This window comes from Thermanaerovibrio acidaminovorans DSM 6589, assembly GCF_000024905.1.
Taxonomy (GTDB): domain Bacteria; phylum Synergistota; class Synergistia; order Synergistales; family Synergistaceae; genus Thermanaerovibrio; species Thermanaerovibrio acidaminovorans.
In genome coordinates this window covers 885,100-901,234 of the sequence record NC_013522.1, presented here as the reverse complement: position 1 = coordinate 901,234, position 16,135 = coordinate 885,100, and the positions used below count along the sequence as shown (strand labels likewise).

The window sequence follows — 16,135 nt, the reverse complement described above, 5'->3', positions numbered from 1 at the left end:
CCTGTGGTTGCGACCGGGTCGGCTATTAAGTAAAATGATCTCAAGGATCAAGTTAAATCTACGCCGAAAGGGGTTGTTTGCCATTTCCATCGACGAAAAGCCCTACCCCGCCCCTCCCGAGTACGAGACCTTCAAGAAGAAGATACAGAGCCTCACCGGGGTGGACCTTAACGCCTACAAGTACCAGATACATAGGCGGGTTCACATGCTCATGCAGCGATGGGGGGTTTCCTCCTATGAGGACTACTACAACATCATGGCCTCCAACGAGGCCAAGCTCAGGGAGTTCCTTGATTACCTGACCATAAACGTCTCGGAGTTCTTCCGGAACCCCGCTCGCTGGTGGGATCTAAGGGACAAGGTCCTTCCATCCATATTCAAGGAGACGGGACAGAAGAAGGTCAAGCTTTGGAGCGCCGGCTGCGCCACCGGGGAGGAGCCCTACTCCCTGGCCATTCTGGCGGCGGAGACCGGGGTAGTAAACCCCCAGCCCGTCCTAGCCAGCGACATAGACCGGGGAGCCATAGCCATAGCCCAGAAGGGGATCTACCAACGGCGCCAGCTGATGAGCGCCCCGCCGGAGTGGATAAAGAAGTACTTCACCGAGCTCGACCCCAACACCCTTCAGGTCAAGCAGGAGATCAAGGATAGGGTGGTGTTCAAGCAACAGAACCTCATAAAGGACCCGTTTGACAAGAACTTCGACGTGATCCTCTGCAGGAACGTGGTGATATATTTCTCCCCCGAGACGAAGAGCCTCCTATACCGAAAGTTCTTCGAGGCCCTGCGCCCCGGGGGATACCTTATGACCGGCTCCACCGAGCAGATATTCGACTACAAGAACATCGGCTTCGAGTCCGCCGGCCCCTTCCTCTACCGGCGTCCCTTGTAACGGGACGAAAGCTCCACGTAGGAGGAGGACAGGAAAGCCAGCTTCTCCCTGTCCTTCTCCCTAACCTCCCGGACCACCTTGCCGGGGATCCCCATTACGACGCTTCCGGGGGGTATAACCGCCCCCTCGGGGACTATGGCCCCGGCAGCTATGACCGATCCCTCACCTACCACCGCCCCGTCCAGGACCGTGGCCCTCATGGCGATGAGGCAACCCCTCTTAATGGTGCAACCGTGCAGGATGGCCCCGTGACCAACCGTCACGTCCTCCTCCACCACCACCGGCAACTGATCCGTCACGTGAACTATACAGCCGTCCTGTATGTTCGACCTATCCCCTATCTCTATCCTGTTTATATCTCCCCGAAGGACCGCCCCGTGCCATACGCTGGCCCCCTTGCCTACCTTGACGTTGCCGATGAGACACGCGGTGGGGGCCACGTAGGCCTCAGGATCCACCTGGGGCATAACCCCCTCAAAGGCGAGAAGGTTCTCCCTCTCCAAGACTCAACACCTCCATCTCAAGAGTTAACCCAATAAAAGCGATGCGACCCAGGATCCCGCTCCTTGGGCCGCACGCCTTGCCATCAGTGAGACCGGACGATCTCCTTTATCCTCATGAGCCTTCCCAGGGTGGCCCTCTCCATCTCATCCAACTTCATGGAGATGTTCTTTATGGTCTCTATGAAGCTGGGTATGAGAACGTACTCCAGGGCGTTGACCCGACGACGGGTCTTCTCTATCTCCTTGGCCATGAGCCTCAAGGCCTTCTCCTCCGCTGCCATCCTTATCAGCTTGGGCAACAGGGCCTCAAACTTCTCGAGGGTGACGTCAAGGCTTCCCGAGGAGGTGAGCAGACCGTAGGTGAGCCCCGCGGCCCTCTCCGCCAGGGTATATAGGGGGATGCTGACGCTCATCACGTTCTTCCGCCTCTCCCCAACCCCCATGCCCCCCGATGAAAGGAGCAGGGCCTGTTCCAGCATGGCGGGAAGCGACTGGGCCCGGGCCAGGAGGAAGCTCTGGTAGCACCCCCGGAGCTCCCCCTCCACCTCCTCCCGGAGGACCTTCAGATCCCTGGCCCTCTGGAGGAACTCTTTGATCAGCGCATCCTGTTTGTCCTTGAGCAGCTTGTGCCCCCGCTTGGCCACCACCAGGCGCTTCTTGAGCCTGGAGAGCTCCATCCGGTTAGGGTTTACGTTCAAAGCCTTGGCCATGGGAAGGCCCCCTTAAGCTCCCTGCCCGACTTGCTCTATCTTACCCTTCGCAGCGAGCACCGGGTTCAGGTACTTCTCAATGTAGGCGTCCCTCACCCGCTTGAGCTCCTTGACGGGGATCATGGAAAGGAGGTCCCAGCCAAGCGCCAAGGTCTGCTCAATGGTCCTGTTCTCGTACTCCCCCTGCCGCACGTAACGGTCCTCGAAGGCGTCGGCGAACTTGGCGAAGGCCTTGTCCTCGTCGGTCAGGGCACCCTCTCCCAATATGACCGCCAGCTCCTTGGCCTCCTTGCCCCGGGCATAGGCGGCGAAGAGCTGGTTCATCAGGTCCGCGTGGTCCTCCCGGGTCTTCCCCTTGCCTATACCCTTGTCCTTCAGTCGAGACAGGGAGGGCATGACGTCCACCGGGGGATATATGCCCTTACGGTGAAGACCCCGGCTCAGGATTATCTGCCCCTCGGTTATGTAGCCTGTGAGGTCCGGGATCGGGTGGGTCTTGTCGTCCTCCGGCATGGTGAGGATCGGCAGCTGGGTTATGGAGCCCGACTTGCCCCTAAGACGCCCCGCCCGCTCGTACATGGTGGCCAGGTCGGTGTAAAGGTAACCCGGGTAACCACGCCTGCCAGGGACCTCCTTTCGGGCGGCGGATATCTCCCGGAGGGCCTCACAGTAGTTGGTGAGGTCCGTCAGGATGACCAGCACGTGCATGTTCTTCTCGAAGGCCAGGTACTCCGCACAGGTCAGCGCCAGACGCGGGGTGGTGATACGCTCTATGGCCGGGTCATCCGCCAGGTTCACGAACATGACGGTCCTCTCGATGGCCCCGGTCTTCCGGAAGTCGTCCATGAAGAACGTGGCCTCCTCGAAGGTGATGCCCATGGCGGCGAATACCACCGCGAAGGCCTCATGACCGCTTATGACCGTGGCCTGTCGAGCTATCTGGGCCGCCATCCGGTTGTGAGGCAGACCGCTCCCGGAGAAGATCGGCAGTTTCTGACCCCTAACCAGGGGGTTCATCCCGTCTATGGTGGATATACCGGTCTGGATGAACTCCGACGGATAGTCCCGGGAGTAGGGGTTCATGGGAAACCCGTTTATGTCCAGGGACGCCTCGGGGATTATCGGGGCACCCCCGTCTATGGGCTCCCCGCGGCCGTTGAATATCCGGCCAAGCATGTCCTTGCTGACCGGCAGGGTGAGCACCTTGCCCAGGAAACGGACCTTGGTGCTCTCGGTGTCTATACCGGTGGTCCCCTCGAAGACCTGGACCAGTGCCTTGTCGGTAGTTATCTCAAGGACCCTCCCCCGCCTCTTCTCCCCGTTGGCGAGAGATATCTCCACCAGCTCATCGTAGCGAACGTCGCTGACCTTCTCCACCACCAGGAGAGGACCCGAGAGGTCGGAGATTGTACGATACTCCTTAGGCAACATCCTCATCACCTCCACTGGCGGAAAGCTGCCCTAACACCTGCTTGATCCTATCCTCCAGCTCGTCCAGCTTGGAGATCTCCTTCTCATCCAGGTACCTCATCCTGGCTATCTCCTCCCTTATGGGAAGCTCCAGCACGTCCTTCAGCAACGCCCCCCTCTGCAGGGCCTCCATCGCCAGGTGATGGAAGGTAAGGATGTTGCGAAGCATCTTGAACTGCTTGTTCATGGAGGCGTAGGTGTCCACCTCGTGGAAGGCGTTCTGGTGCAGGAAGTCCTCACGGAGGGACTTGGCGGTCTCCAGGGTCATCCTCTCCTCCTTTGACAGGGAGTCTATACCCACCAACCGCACGATCTCCTTAAGCCTATCCTCGTCCTCCAGAAGGCCCATGGCCTCGGTCCTGTAGGCGCTCCACTCCCCGTCGTACAGGTTGTCCCAGTACTCCCCAAGCTTCTCCGCGTAGAGGGAGTAGCTGGTAAGCCAGTTTATGGCCGGGAAGTGCCGCTGATAGGCCAGGTTGGCGTCCAACCCCCAGAAGACCTTGGTGACCCGAAGGGTGTTCTGGGTGACCGGCTCGGACAGGTCTCCTCCCGGAGGCGAGACCGCCCCTATGATCGACACCGCCCCCTCTCGGCTATCGGAACCCAGGCATATGGCCCTGCCGGCCCTCTCGTAGAAGGATGCCAACCGGGTGCCCAGGTAGGCGGGGTAGCCCTCCTCGCCGGGCATCTCCTCGAGACGGCCGGATATCTCCCGAAGGGCCTCCGCCCAACGGCTAGTGGAGTCCGCCATGAGGGCCACCGAGTAGCCCATATCTCGATAGTACTCCGCTATGGTTATTCCAGTGTATATGGAGGCCTCCCGGGCCGCCACCGGCATGTTGGAGGTGTTGGCGATGAGCACGGTCCTCTTCATAAGCGGCTGGCCGGAACGGGGATCCTCCAGCTCCGGGAACTCCAGGAGCACGTCGGTCATCTCGTTGCCCCGCTCGCCACAGCCTATGTAGACCACTATCTCCGCATCGGCCCACTTGGCCAGCTGGTGCTGGATGACCGTCTTGCCGGAGCCGAAGGGGCCGGGGACGCATGCGGTTCCTCCACGAGCTATTGGGAAGAGGGTATCCACCACCCGCTGCCCGGTGCTCAAGGGGGTATCGGGCGGAAGCCGCTTGGCCACCGGGCGTGGAACACGGACCGGCCAGCGCTGCAACATACTGACCTCCCGATCGCCTTCGCTGGTGCGGATCACCGCCACAACCTCCTCCACGGTGAAGTCCCCCGCCTTGATGGAGACCACCTGGCCGGAAACCCCGTAGGGGACCAGTATGCGGTGCTCCACCAGCACGGTCTCCTTCACAACCCCGAGCACATCCCCGGAGGATACCTGATCCCCCTCCTTTACCTTGGGCTCGAAGAACCACTTCCTGTGGCGATCCACCGCCGGGACCGAGATGCCCCTGGATATGTAGGGACTCTTGGCCACCGACTCTATGCTGTTGAGCGGCCGCTGAACCCCATCGTAGAACTGCTCGATGAGTCCAGGCGCCAACTCCACGCTCAAAGGCTCGCCGGTGCTGACCACCGGCTCCCCGGGCATGAGCCCCGAGGTCTCCTCGTAAACCTGGATGGAGGCGGTATCCCCCTTGAGCTCTATGATCTCACCCACGAGCCCCATGTTGCCAACCCTCACCACGTCGTACATGCACGCTCCACCCATGCCGGACGCCACGACGAGAGGGCCCGATATCTTAGAGATATATCCCTGTACGGTCCTCTTATCTGCCACTAATATCGCCCCCAGAAAACTTTTTTAAGGTACCCTTATTGGACGGCGAATATGTCCATCCCAACCGCTCGCTCCACGCATTTCCGGATGGACTGCATCCCCAGCCCCATGGAGCCGCCTATGCCTGGCATGGGGACCACCGTGAGGTCCTCCGCGTCGTTCACCTCATCCAACACATCCCGGAACTTGGCGTAGATGGCCTCGGTGACGAAGAGGATGGCGTAGTTACCGGTCCTGAACTTCCTTATGGCATTAAGGACCTCATCGTCCCCATCCTCGGAGGACACAACCACCGTATCAAGCCCTATGGCCTGAAAGGGGAGCACGCTCTCGTAATCCCCCAACGCGCCTATCCCCTTGTGGTTACGGATATCCATGGCGCAACAGCCTCCTAACCCGCTCCTTGTCGTAATTGGTGGCCTTGGAGACGAGGATCATCCTCACGTTCTTTACCTCCATCTCCTTACCCCAAAGGAAAGCCAGGACGTTCTCCGGCGCGTCGATCCTATAGCGGTAACCGCTCCAGTACTGAGAGAAGTGGTCATCTATCGCCTTCTCTAGGAGCGGCATGGCCTCCTCCATGGACATCTGCTCCCCTATACCCGCCAGTAGCTGGCCGAAGGACGTGCAGTAGAGAAACCGTTGCCAGGAGCTGACCGGCTCGGATAGCAGGGACTGCAGATCCGAAGTGTCCAGGTTCCCTCCCACGTGAAGGAAGGAGTACACCTTCTGGGAATCGTACCCCATCCGCTTTAGCCGGAACAGGGTCCTCAGGTTCTCCGCATCCACCTTCTCCCGGATCCAGCCCCCGAGGTCCAGTCCGGAGGACTCCACCATCTGCCCCAGGAGCTGGAAATAGTACCCATCCAGCAGCACCTCCAGCTCCATAGAATCCCCGTTCTGCTCGAAGGTGGAGAAGCAACGGGACAGGACCTCACCCAACCCGTGGGGGAGCATCCGGTAGTCCTCGGACTCCACCGCCTCCAGCAACTCGTCCACTGGGATGGATCCCAAGGAAGTCATGAGGTCCCACCTGCGCCTGCCCCCACGCTTGGCCAGGATCCAGCTCTTAACCAGGACCTTGACGTTGTGGACATCGTAGTAGACCCGGTTAATGTCCACCAGGGCCACGTCGGGCACAAAACTCCGAACCTCCATGTAGGAGTCCAGAAGCGCCGCCTCAAGGGCCTCATCGAACCGATCCGACCGATGGGAGGAAAGGAACGGACCGTAGACCGTATCCCCCAGGAGCTTCAGGGAGCTGGCCAGGTCATCGCTCTCCACCAACTTGTTGATGAAGGGGGCATCCAGGAAACGATGCTCCATCGCTCGGAGGCGGGCAACCACATATCCATAAGCCCCCTGGACTGCCATACGCACCACCTCCCAATCAGCGGTCGGCAAAGAGCTGCCTCACCACTTCTGCCTCCCTCTCCTCCTGGAAAACCCTGAGCAACATCTCCCAAGTGCAGTTGGTGGATATCTTACCCCGCTCCACCACGAAGCCGCCCTTTATGGACGGATCCCTGCGGTCCGAAAGGGTTAGGGACTTGCCGTGGCGATCGTTGAAGCCCTTAAGCCAATCCTCAGTTATGAGGTCCTCCGAGGGTCCCACCACCACCACCTCGTCCCCATCCTGGACCGAGGCGAGCAGCAACCGCTCCACGAAGGGCTCCCTCTTGGCCCTATCAAGGGAGATCATCTGGTTCAGGGCCTCATCGAAGACCATGGATATGAGGCGCCTCTTGGCGTTCAGCATCTCCCGCTCCACGTCGAGCCGGGCAACCGCCTCCCTGCGCTTGGATATCTCAGGGGCCTCCTTGGCGAACCTCTCCTCGAAGGAGTGCCTTATGTCCTCTATCTCCTGCTGGGCCTTACGCCTTATCTCCTCGGCCTGTCCCCTAGCCCGCTGTAGGATGGCCTCCGCCTGTTCCCTCGCATCGGCCTCTATCTTGGCCTTAATGTCCGCCAAAGCCATGACCCAGGACCCCTCTCCCCTATCCGACCTTGACGCTGTTGAGCAGGATGATGCTCATGAGCAACGCCAGAACCGCGTAGGTCTCCACCATGGCGGGCAGGATGACCGCCTTACCTATCTCCTCGGGCCTCTTGGATATCATGAGGATGGTGGCGGCGGAGGACTTCCCCTGGAAGATGGCGGAGATGTAGCCCGCCAGGGCTATTGGCATGCAGGCGGCAAAGATGCCGAGCCCCTGCCAAACCGAGACCGCCACCGGGGCACCGCCCAGGAGGCCCGCCTTCTGAATGGCGAAGAAGGCGGTGAGAAGGCCGTATATACCCTGGGTTCCAGGAAGGGCCACCAGTATCAGCGCAAGGCCGAACTTCTTGGGATCCTCGGTCATTATCCCCGCCGCCGCCTCGTTGGCTATGCCTATCCCCTTGGCAGATCCACATCCCGCCACGCCAGCGGCGAGGGCGGCACCGAACATGGCAAGAACCGGTCCGAGCTGACTAACCATGGCCTCAATGATGGGATTCATTCTCAACATCCTCCTTTTATTCTGCGGTGTTTTTGTTACTAGCTAGGCTGGCTCGTTGGTATCCGACAGCCTAACGTAGCCGGTGGAACAGGAGAAGGGAGAGAAGGCCCTCCCGTTCGCCTCGTAGAACTTGCTGAAGAACTCCACGTACTGGAGCCTCAACGAATGGATGAAGGCCCCAAGTATGTTGGCCGCCACGCTGAACAGGTGCCCACCCACGAAGATGAGTAGCGCCAAGAGCCACCCCACGTAGGGTACACCAACCACCAGGGTGCACAGCAGGTTCACTATCATGCCTATGGCGGCGGAGGATAGTCCCAGCGCCAGGAGACGGCTGTAGCTCAACGTGTCCCCAAGGTAGGCGGTCACGTTGTAAAGGCTAAGAAGGCCTATGACCGCCCGGCTTATTATGTTCTTCCTGTCCCTACCCTGGGTGGTGACCAGCACCAGGGCCCCCACGGCGGACATGACCTTGCCCACGGTGGCCACCGCTCCCGATAGGGCACCCCCGAAGGCCCATGACACCAGCCCCACCAGGAGGACGATCCAGCTGGCCTTGTCCGCCAAGGCACCGAAGTAGTCCCCCTTCCTCAGCGAGTCCATCATGGAGATGAACAGGCCGAAGATCAGCTGAAGGAACCCAATCCCAAGGGATATGCCAAGAAAGGTTATAGGATCCTTCATGGGATCCAGGAACTGCAAAGCGTCCTTCATGGGCTTCGCGGCGCTCAGGAACGGGAAGGCATCCACCATGTTGCCGAACCAGGAACCAGTGATCGCCCCCACCAGGATGGTGGCCCCATTGCCGATGGCCAGGACCTGGAAGAACTTCCTCAGGTTGCTGCTGAGCCGATGCTTAACCAGCATGTAGGAGAACAGACCAGTGAGGATCAGCCCGTACCCTGCGTCCCCAAAGCACATGCCGAAGAACAGGAAGAAGAACGGGGCCATCATGGCGGTGGGATCCACCCCTCCGTAGGTGGGCACCCCGTACATTAGGGTTAAGGGCTCGCAAGACGCGGCCCAGCCGGGATTGGACAGAAGGGTGGGTGGAACGTCGTCTTCCTCCATCGGGACCCTCGAGAGGTCCACCAAGGACTCAAAGGGGGCCAGCACCTTCCTCAAGGCATCCTCCTTCTCCACCGGCATCCAGAACTCCCCAATCTTGGTGGAATCGGTGGAGCTGCACCTCAGGATGACCTCCTTGCGGGACCTCACTATCGAAAGGTGATCGGACACCACCAGGGCGTCGGCAAAGGCCTTGTCGGAGATCTTCCGCGCCTCATCCACCAGGGAAGAGGCCTCCGCCTCAAGCTGGTGCAGCCGGGCCCTTATCTTGGCCACCTCCTGAGAGGGGGTGGCCGCCAGGTCCTTCGGGATCTCCATCTTGGAGAAGCCGAAATCCTCCGCCACCGCCTTGAACTCCTGCAGCTGGGACCTCAGGACGATCACGGCACAGACCACCTGCCCATCGCCGCTGGAGCCCAGCCGGAAGACCTCATGGGATCCACCCATCCGGTTCTGCAAGGCCTCGGAGAAGGCGAAAAAGGCCTCCTCCCCAATGGTCCCCAGGTGCCCCTCAATCATTGAGGTGCCCTGATTGAACATGGAGAGGGGCATATCCAACCCCTCCAGGGGCAGAAGCTGGGACAGGATCCCCTTCAGACGGGACTCCTCCACCCGGATCTCCGCAAGGCGCCTCTCCAAACCCCGGATCGTCTCCGCGGTCTTTGGGAAGTTCCTGGACTCCGCCTCCCGCTCCAGAAGCTCCAGGGAGAGCTCGGGGGATCGCCCCAAGGCCTTATCCAAACCTCCAGGCTTCTGGGTGGCCAGGGGATCCATGAACCTCAAGACGAACTTGGCGTCCCCCAGTCCGTCCTCTATCTCCCGGAGCTCCCGGGAGTCGAAGCCGGGGGTGCTGCCCTCCTCCTCGGGCAGTATCCACTCGCAGAACCCGAAACGTTGGATCTCCCTGAACACCGCCTCGGCGGCGTCCGCGTGGACCGCCAGGCGGTACTTGCCCATCTCAACCAAGGCCATGAGATCTCATCACCTCTTCTACCACCCAAGAGACCACCGCCTGGACGGAACCCTTCCTGCTCTCGAAATAAGCCTCCGCCTCGCGACGTCCCTTCTCCAGCAGGCCCTGGGCAGCCAGGTCCGCCTCCCTCTCCGCCTTGGCTATCCTATCCCGATGCTCCCGATAGAAACGCTGCCAAGACTCCTTAACCGACCTGGAGGATTCCGCCTTGGCCTCCGCAACCAGCCTCGAGGCCTCCGCCCGGGCATCGGCCAGCATCCTCTGGGCCGCCTCCTCGCACTGCCTTATTTCCTGAGCCAGATTCTCACTCAACGAAGACACCCCCCCTCATGTATGTGATAAAAGGCTAGAAAAACCCAGCATGGGGATATATTAGACAACAACCAACGATGCGTCAATTGTGCAAAAAATAACGAGAACTGGATAAAAAATCTCCCCCGGACGGGGATCGATGGGCAAAAAAGAAAGGGGGAGCAAGCTCCCCCTTCGGACTCATGGAGCGGACGACGGGATTCGAACCCGCGACCCTCGGCTTGGGAAGCCGATGCTCTACCAGCTGAGCTACATCCGCGCATCACGGTGGGCATTATATCAGCCCCCCCAGATTTTGACAAGCACCCAACTGCCCAAACTGGACGGTCCCGATGAGCTCTTAGGATAAGGGATCCTAACCGATGAGGTTCCCCTGGTACCACTGGTACATGACGATCCCCGCCGCCACGCTCACGTTGAGGGAGCCGGAGGCACCCATCATGGGTATCATCAGGATGTCGTCACAGGCGGCGGAGGCCACCCGGCTTAATCCCTTTCCCTCGGATCCAACCACCAGGGCAATCCTGGGGGGCAGCCTCTCATCGAAAACCGATGCCCGCCCCTGGGCCTCCAGCCCCACCGCCCAAAGGCCCAGGTCCTCCTTCACCCTCCGGATGGCCTGGGACACGTTCCCCACCATGATCAGAGGAACCCTAAGGGCCGCGCCGGCGCTGGCCTTCACCACCACACCGGTGGGCAACGCCTCCCGTCTGGAGGGGAATAGCACGGCAGAGAACCCCGCCGCCTCGGCGGTCCTTATCATGGCCCCCAGGTTGTGGGGATCCTCCACATGGTCCACCACCAGCAACGCGAAAGCCGCCACCGGATCCGAGGCCCCCGCCAGGCGGTACAGGTCCTCCAGCTTTAGGATCCCAACAGGGGATACCCGGGCCACCACCCCCTGATGGGAGGAGGTGCCAACCATCCGATCCAGGACCTTGCCATCCACCTCCTGGAAGGGTATCCCCCGGGCCCTGCATATCTCCACTATCCTCTCCCTGACCGGATCGGACCTGCGGCGAGAGATCAGCACCTTAAGGCAGTCTCCCCCCCCCTCCAGCAGGGACATAACCGGGTTCCTCCCATATACCAAATCGTCCCCCGCGCCGCTCCCGTTGGCAATCATCAAAGATCCTCCCGCCTTCTAATCAACATATCCGCCAGAAATCCAGCCGTGTAACCCCTACCTGACGAGGCCACCTCCTCAGGTGTACCAGTCACCACCACATCCCCGCCACCGTCCCCACCCTCGGGCCCCAGGTCCACCAGGTAGTCCGCGGATGCCAGCACCTCCAGGTTGTGCTCTATTATCCATACCGTGTTCCCCTGGTCCACCAGCCGGTGGAGCAGCGTCAGGAGCTTCTTTACATCCTTGTAGTACAACCCGGTGGTGGGCTCGTCCAGCAGGTAGAGGGTGTGCCCCCTAAACCGCTTGCCCAGCTCCTCCGCCAGCTTGACCCGCTGGGCCTCTCCCCCGCTCAAGGTGGTGGCCGGCTGCCCAAGCTTTATGTAGCCCAACCCAGCCTCCTCCAGGGTGGACAGGCGGCCCGCGATCTTCGGTATGTCCTTGAATAGCTCCAGCGCCTCCTGGACCGACAGGTCAAGCACATCCGCTATGCTGAGCCCCTTGTACCGAACCTCCAGGGTCTCCCGGTTGTAGCGCCTTCCTCCACAGACCTGGCAGGTAACGTACGAGTCCGGCAGGAACAGCATGGGGACCCGGATGACCCCCTCCCCCTTGCAGGCTTCGCACCGCCCCCCCTTGACGTTGAAGCTGAACCGGCCCATCTCGTAGCCCCTCAGCTTGGCCTCCGGAAGGGATGCGAAGAACTCCCGGATTGCCGAGAAGACCCCGGTGTACGTGGCGGGGTTTGACCTGGGGGTCCTGCCTATGGGGCTCTGGTCCACCAGGATGACGTTCCTTATCCCCTGATAGCCCTCCATGGAGTCGAAGTCCCCGGGCCTCAGCCTGAAGCTCCGGTCCAGGAGCCCCTTAAGCCCCTTGTAAAGGATCTCGTACAGGAAGGTGCTCTTGCCGGAGCCGGACACGCCGGTTATGGCCCCCATCACCCTGAGCGGCAGCTCCACGTCCACGCCCTTTAGATTGTTCTCCCTGCAGCCCCTGACCAGGATGGCTCCCTGGGGTACCCTGCGCCCTCCGGGGGGGAGGACCACCCCGTCCTCCTCCCCCCGGAGGTATCTGGCGGTGGAGGAGTCCCCCTTGATGAACTGATCCTTGTAATCCATGGCCACCACAGTGCCTCCCAGCTCACCGGCCCCGGGCCCCAGCTCCATCAGGTAGTCCGCCGCCTCCATGGTTTCCCGGTCGTGCTCCACCATTATCACCGTGTTTCCCAGATCCCTTATGGCCTTGAGGCTGTCCAGGAGACGGGATGTGTCCCTAGGGTGGAGGCCTATGGTGGGCTCGTCAAGGACGTACATGACCCCCGTGAGGCTGGATCCTATCTGGGTGGCCAGTCTTATGCGCTGGGTCTCGCCACCGCTAAGGGTGTCCGCTCTCCTGCTCAAGGACAGGTAACCAGCCCCCACGTTGGAGAGAAAGGATAGCCTCTTCCTAACCTCCTCAAGGGCCACCTTGATTATCGACATCCTGGAGGGGTCTATGTCCATCCCCTGGAAGGCAGTTATGAGGCGGTCCACCGGCATCTCCGCCAGGGCGTCTATGGTGTACCCCCCAAGCCGAACCGCCAACGCCTCCCTCCTGAGACGCTTGCCACCGCAGGAGGGGCAGGGCGCCTCCTCCCGATATCGGGCCAGTTCCTCCCTCACCGAGTCCGACTCGGTCCGCTCCCAGCGGCGCTCAAGCCAGGGGATAAGCCCCTCGTATCGCCCCAGGTACTCATCCCCCTCGCCCCCGAAGGGCAGGGAAAGCCTGGTGGAAGATCCATGAAGGATGACCTCCTTGACCTCCCGGGGAAGCTGGCCATAGGGAGAGGATAGGTCCATCCTCATTGCCTTCGCCAGCCGTTCCAGCTTGGCCAGCATGTAGTGACCGTTCCTCCAGGGAAGTATCGCCCCTTGGAAGACCCCCAAGTCGGGGACAATGGCCAGATGCTCGGAGAAGAACTCGTGGCTCCCCAGGCCGGAACACTTGGGGCAGGCCCCCTTGGGGCTGTTGAAGGAGAAGAGGGCCGGATCCAGCTCGGGGACGCTCTCGCCGCACCGGGGGCAGACGTGGTTCTCCGTGAGCTCCAGGGACTGCTCCGATGCCTCGAAGAGGACGAACCCGCCGGAGAGACGAAGGGCCGCCTCTATGGCCTCAAACAGCCTGGACCTGTTATCCTCCGATAGGGTGAAGCGGTCCACCAGGACGTGGATCAGATGCCGCCTCCTCTTGTCCAGAGATATCTCCTCCTCCAGCCAGAGGAGCTCCCCGTCCACCCTCACCCGGCTGAAACCCTGGGACCTCAGGGAGTCGAAAAGGTTCCTGAACTCCCCCTTCTTGCCCCTCACCATGGGGGCGTAGACCTGCACCCGGTCTCCGCCGAACCGCAGGAAGACCAGGTCCACCATCTGATCCACCGAGTGCCTCTCCACCGGCACCTGACACGAAGGACAATAGGGCTGGCCGGCCCGGCTGAAGAGCAACCTCAGGTAGTCGTAAACCTCGGTTACGGTCCCCACCGTGGACCTGGGGTTGTGCCCGGTCCCCTTCTGCTCTATGGATATGGCGGGGGATAGACCGGTTATCTCCTCCACGTCGGGCTTGTCCTGCATCCCCAGGAACTGCCTGGCGTACGCGGAGAGGGACTCCACGTAGCGCCTCTGTCCCTCCGCATAGAGGGTATCGAACGCCAGGGAGGACTTCCCCGACCCAGACGGACCGGTGATGACCGTAAGCGAGTTCTTAGGAATATCAGCGTCTACGCCGCGAAGGTTGTGCTGCCTTGCCCCTCTTATTCGAATGAAGTTCTCCAACCTCTTCCCCTCTCCTCAACGATGCTATTCGATCCCTTATCCGGGCGGCCTCCTCGAACTCCAGCCTCTCCACCGCCCGCCACATCATCTCCTCCAGCTGATCCAGGTCCACTGAGACCTCCCGATCCTCCCGGCCCCTGGCGGAGGAGGGCTCCGATACAAGCTCCTGAGGCAGAAGGGAGCGGACCGCCTTGGAGATGGACCTGGGCTCTATGCCCATCCGGCGGTTGTACTCCTCCTGGATCCTACGACGTCTCAATGTCTCCTCCATGGCCACCCTCATGCTGTCCGTCACCTGGTCCCCGTAGAGGATCACCCGCCCCGCCATGTTCCTGGCCGCCCGGCCTATCATCTGGATGAGGGACCGGGCGGAGCGGAGGTAGCCCTCCCTGTCGGCCTCCAAAATGGCCACCAGGGACACCTCCGGCAGGTCTATACCCTCCCGGAGGAGGTTGACCCCCACAAGGGTCGAGAAGACGCCGGATCTAAGGTCCTTGAGCAACTCCGCCCGCTCGAAAGCATCGAGGTCCCCGTGGATGTACTTGACCTTGATGCCCATGCCCTCCAGATACTGGGCCAGGTCCTCGGAGGACCTCTTGGTCAGGGTGGTCACCAGGGACCTCATTCCCCGATCCTGCTCCGCCCGGAGCTCCCCTATCAGGTCCTCCACCTGGGTCCTGGCAGGCCTAACCTCCACCATGGGGTCCAGGACCCCGGTGGGGCGGATTATCTGCTCCACCACCCGCTGGCTGGTGGCCATCTCATAGTCCCCGGGGGTGGCGGAGACGAATATGACGGTCCGCATGTGCTCCTCGAACTCGTCGAACCTCAGGGGCCGGTTATCGAGGCAGGATGGCAGGCGAAAACCGTGCTCCACCAGGATCTCCTTCCTGGCCCGGTCTCCGTTGTACATCCCCCTCACCTGGGGTATGGTTATGTGGGACTCGTCTATGAAGAGCAGGTAGTCCTCCGGCAGGAAGTCCATCAAGGTGCCGGGCGGCTCTCCGGGGGCCCTACCCTCCAGGTGCCTTGAGTAGTTCTCGATGCCGGAGCAGTACCCAACCTCGGACAGCATCTCCATGTCGTACCGGGTCCTGGACTCAAGCCGCTGGGCCTCCAGAAGTTTACCCCTGGACATCAGATCCCCAAGCCTCTCCTCGAGCTCGTTCTCTATGGCTCGGATGGCCTGCCCCATCCTATCCTTGTCGGTCACATAGTGTTGGGCGGGAAACACCGCCCCATCCGATCGACGATCCAGTATCCTGCCGCTGACCGGATCCATCTCCAGTACCTGCTCGATCTGATCGTCGAAGAAGACCACCCTAAGGGCGGTGTCGCTGTAGGACGGATATATGTCCACCGTGTCACCCCTGACCCGGAAGGTGCCGGGCTCGAAGGCCATATCGTTCCTGCCGTAAAAGTTGTCCACCAGCTTGGACAGGAAGGACCTACGGTCGAAGCTGTCCCCCACCTTGAACCGGAAGATGGCATCCTCGTAGTTCTTCTTCTTGCCGAGGCCGTATATGCATGACACGCTGGCCACAACTATCACGTCCCTCCTCTCGATGAGGGCCTTGGTGGCGGACAGCCGTAGCTTCTCTATCTTCTCGTTTATGGAGGCATCCTTCTCAATGTATACGTCCTGGGCTGGCAGGTACGCCTCCGGTTGGTAGTAGTCGTAGTAGCTCACAAAGTACTGGACGGAGTTTTTGGGGAAGAACTCCTTGAACTCCGAGTAGAGCTGGGCCGCCAAGGTCTTGTTGTGGGCCAGCACCAGGGTGGGCCGCTGTAGCGCCTCTATAACGTTAGCCATGGTATAGGTCTTGCCGCTTCCGGTGACGCCCAGCAGGGTCTGTCGGGAGAGACCGGATCGAACCCCCTCCACCAGCTCCTCTATCGCCCTGGGTTGGTCCCCCGCCGGGGGCCAAGGGCTATTAAGAACGAACCTATCCAACAGGACACCTCCAAGACGGGAAGATAAGGCTCAGGACGCCCGGAAGGGCGCCCTGAGCCTTGATATCGT

Annotated in this window: 14 protein-coding genes and 1 tRNA gene; 1 reads left to right on the top strand and 14 read right to left on the bottom strand. The window is 61.0% G+C overall.

Going from position 1 to position 16,135, the window contains the following annotated elements:
• Window positions 1-73: 73 nt before the first annotated feature.
• Window positions 74-892, top strand: a complete 819-nt coding sequence (locus tag TACI_RS04425) for a CheR family methyltransferase (RefSeq protein WP_012869610.1) — start codon at window positions 74-76, stop codon at window positions 890-892.
• On the opposite strand, the gene TACI_RS04420 is transcribed toward TACI_RS04425, so the two are convergent.
• The 14 genes from TACI_RS04420 to uvrB all read right to left on the bottom strand — a co-directional run bounded on the left by TACI_RS04420 (window position 874) and on the right by uvrB (window position 16,066).
• Window positions 874-1,395: a gamma carbonic anhydrase family protein gene (locus tag TACI_RS04420; RefSeq protein ID WP_012869609.1), complete on the bottom strand. Its 522-nt coding sequence runs from the start codon at window positions 1,393-1,395 to the stop codon at window positions 874-876. The two genes, TACI_RS04425 and TACI_RS04420, sit on opposite strands and share 19 nt — an antisense overlap.
• Window positions 1,396-1,478: 83 nt before the next feature.
• A complete protein-coding gene (locus TACI_RS04415; RefSeq protein WP_012869608.1) occupies window positions 1,479-2,105 on the bottom strand; it encodes a V-type ATP synthase subunit D in 627 nt (208 codons plus the stop codon).
• A gap of 12 nt (window positions 2,106-2,117) precedes the next feature.
• Window positions 2,118-3,536, bottom strand: coding sequence for a V-type ATP synthase subunit B (locus TACI_RS04410; RefSeq protein ID WP_012869607.1), 1,419 nt, complete (start codon window positions 3,534-3,536; stop codon window positions 2,118-2,120).
• Complete coding sequence (locus TACI_RS04405; RefSeq protein ID WP_164925146.1) at window positions 3,526-5,319, bottom strand: V-type ATP synthase subunit A; 1,794 nt, start codon at window positions 5,317-5,319, stop codon at window positions 3,526-3,528. The genes TACI_RS04410 and TACI_RS04405 overlap by 11 nt, the downstream gene beginning before the upstream one ends.
• 35 nt (window positions 5,320-5,354) lie before the next feature.
• Window positions 5,355-5,696 (bottom strand): V-type ATP synthase subunit F, encoded by a 342-nt coding sequence (locus TACI_RS04400; RefSeq protein ID WP_012869605.1) that lies wholly within the window; start codon window positions 5,694-5,696, stop codon window positions 5,355-5,357.
• Complete coding sequence (locus TACI_RS04395) at window positions 5,683-6,693, bottom strand: V-type ATPase subunit (RefSeq protein ID WP_012869604.1); 1,011 nt, start codon at window positions 6,691-6,693, stop codon at window positions 5,683-5,685. Before TACI_RS04395 ends, TACI_RS04400 begins: the two co-directional genes overlap by 14 nt.
• A 16-nt stretch (window positions 6,694-6,709) precedes the next feature.
• Window positions 6,710-7,297 (bottom strand): V-type ATP synthase subunit E, encoded by a 588-nt coding sequence (locus TACI_RS04390; protein ID WP_012869603.1) that lies wholly within the window; start codon window positions 7,295-7,297, stop codon window positions 6,710-6,712.
• Between the two features lie 19 nt (window positions 7,298-7,316).
• Window positions 7,317-7,820 carry a V-type ATP synthase subunit K gene (locus TACI_RS04385; RefSeq protein ID WP_012869602.1) on the bottom strand — a complete coding sequence of 168 codons (504 nt, stop codon included), beginning with the start codon at window positions 7,818-7,820 and terminating at the stop codon, window positions 7,317-7,319.
• A 42-nt stretch (window positions 7,821-7,862) separates the two neighbouring features.
• Window positions 7,863-9,860, bottom strand: a complete 1,998-nt coding sequence (locus tag TACI_RS04380) for a V-type ATP synthase subunit I (protein ID WP_164925145.1) — start codon at window positions 9,858-9,860, stop codon at window positions 7,863-7,865.
• A complete protein-coding gene (locus tag TACI_RS04375) occupies window positions 9,847-10,182 on the bottom strand; it encodes an ATP synthase subunit B family protein (protein WP_242601156.1) in 336 nt (111 codons plus the stop codon). Before TACI_RS04375 ends, TACI_RS04380 begins: the two co-directional genes overlap by 14 nt.
• A gap of 174 nt (window positions 10,183-10,356) precedes the next feature.
• Window positions 10,357-10,432: transfer RNA gene (locus TACI_RS04370), tRNA-Gly, on the bottom strand.
• A gap of 96 nt (window positions 10,433-10,528) precedes the next feature.
• The gene (gene rlmB / locus TACI_RS04365) at window positions 10,529-11,299 is read right to left on the bottom strand and encodes a 23S rRNA (guanosine(2251)-2'-O)-methyltransferase RlmB (RefSeq protein WP_012869599.1); all 771 of its coding nucleotides are present in this window, start codon (window positions 11,297-11,299) and stop codon (window positions 10,529-10,531) included.
• Entirely contained in the window at window positions 11,299-14,112 is a 2,814-nt protein-coding gene (gene uvrA, locus TACI_RS04360; RefSeq protein ID WP_012869598.1) for an excinuclease ABC subunit UvrA, read from the bottom strand. The genes rlmB and uvrA overlap by 1 nt, the downstream gene beginning before the upstream one ends.
• Window positions 14,051-16,066 carry an excinuclease ABC subunit UvrB gene (gene uvrB / locus TACI_RS04355; protein WP_012869597.1) on the bottom strand — a complete coding sequence of 672 codons (2,016 nt, stop codon included), beginning with the start codon at window positions 16,064-16,066 and terminating at the stop codon, window positions 14,051-14,053. The genes uvrA and uvrB overlap by 62 nt, the downstream gene beginning before the upstream one ends.
• Window positions 16,067-16,135: the final 69 nt, after the last annotated feature.

What these genes read in the sequence shown, in the direction of transcription:
- TACI_RS04415 (WP_012869608.1), bottom strand. Translation starts at nt 2,105, where the DNA reads ATGGCCAAGGCTTTGAACGTAAACCCTAACCGGATGGAGCTCTCCAGG.
- TACI_RS04410 (WP_012869607.1), bottom strand. Translation starts at nt 3,536, where the DNA reads ATGTTGCCTAAGGAGTATCGTACAATCTCCGACCTCTCGGGTCCTCTC.
- TACI_RS04400 (WP_012869605.1), bottom strand. Translation starts at nt 5,696, where the DNA reads ATGGATATCCGTAACCACAAGGGGATAGGCGCGTTGGGGGATTACGAG.
- TACI_RS04395 (WP_012869604.1), bottom strand. Translation starts at nt 6,693, where the DNA reads ATGGCAGTCCAGGGGGCTTATGGATATGTGGTTGCCCGCCTCCGAGCG.
- TACI_RS04390 (WP_012869603.1), bottom strand. Translation starts at nt 7,297, where the DNA reads ATGGCTTTGGCGGACATTAAGGCCAAGATAGAGGCCGATGCGAGGGAA.
- TACI_RS04385 (WP_012869602.1), bottom strand. Translation starts at nt 7,820, where the DNA reads ATGAATCCCATCATTGAGGCCATGGTTAGTCAGCTCGGACCGGTTCTT.
- TACI_RS04380 (WP_164925145.1), bottom strand. Translation starts at nt 9,860, where the DNA reads ATGGCCTTGGTTGAGATGGGCAAGTACCGCCTGGCGGTCCACGCGGAC.
- rlmB (WP_012869599.1), bottom strand. Translation starts at nt 11,299, where the DNA reads ATGATTGCCAACGGGAGCGGCGCGGGGGACGATTTGGTATATGGGAGG.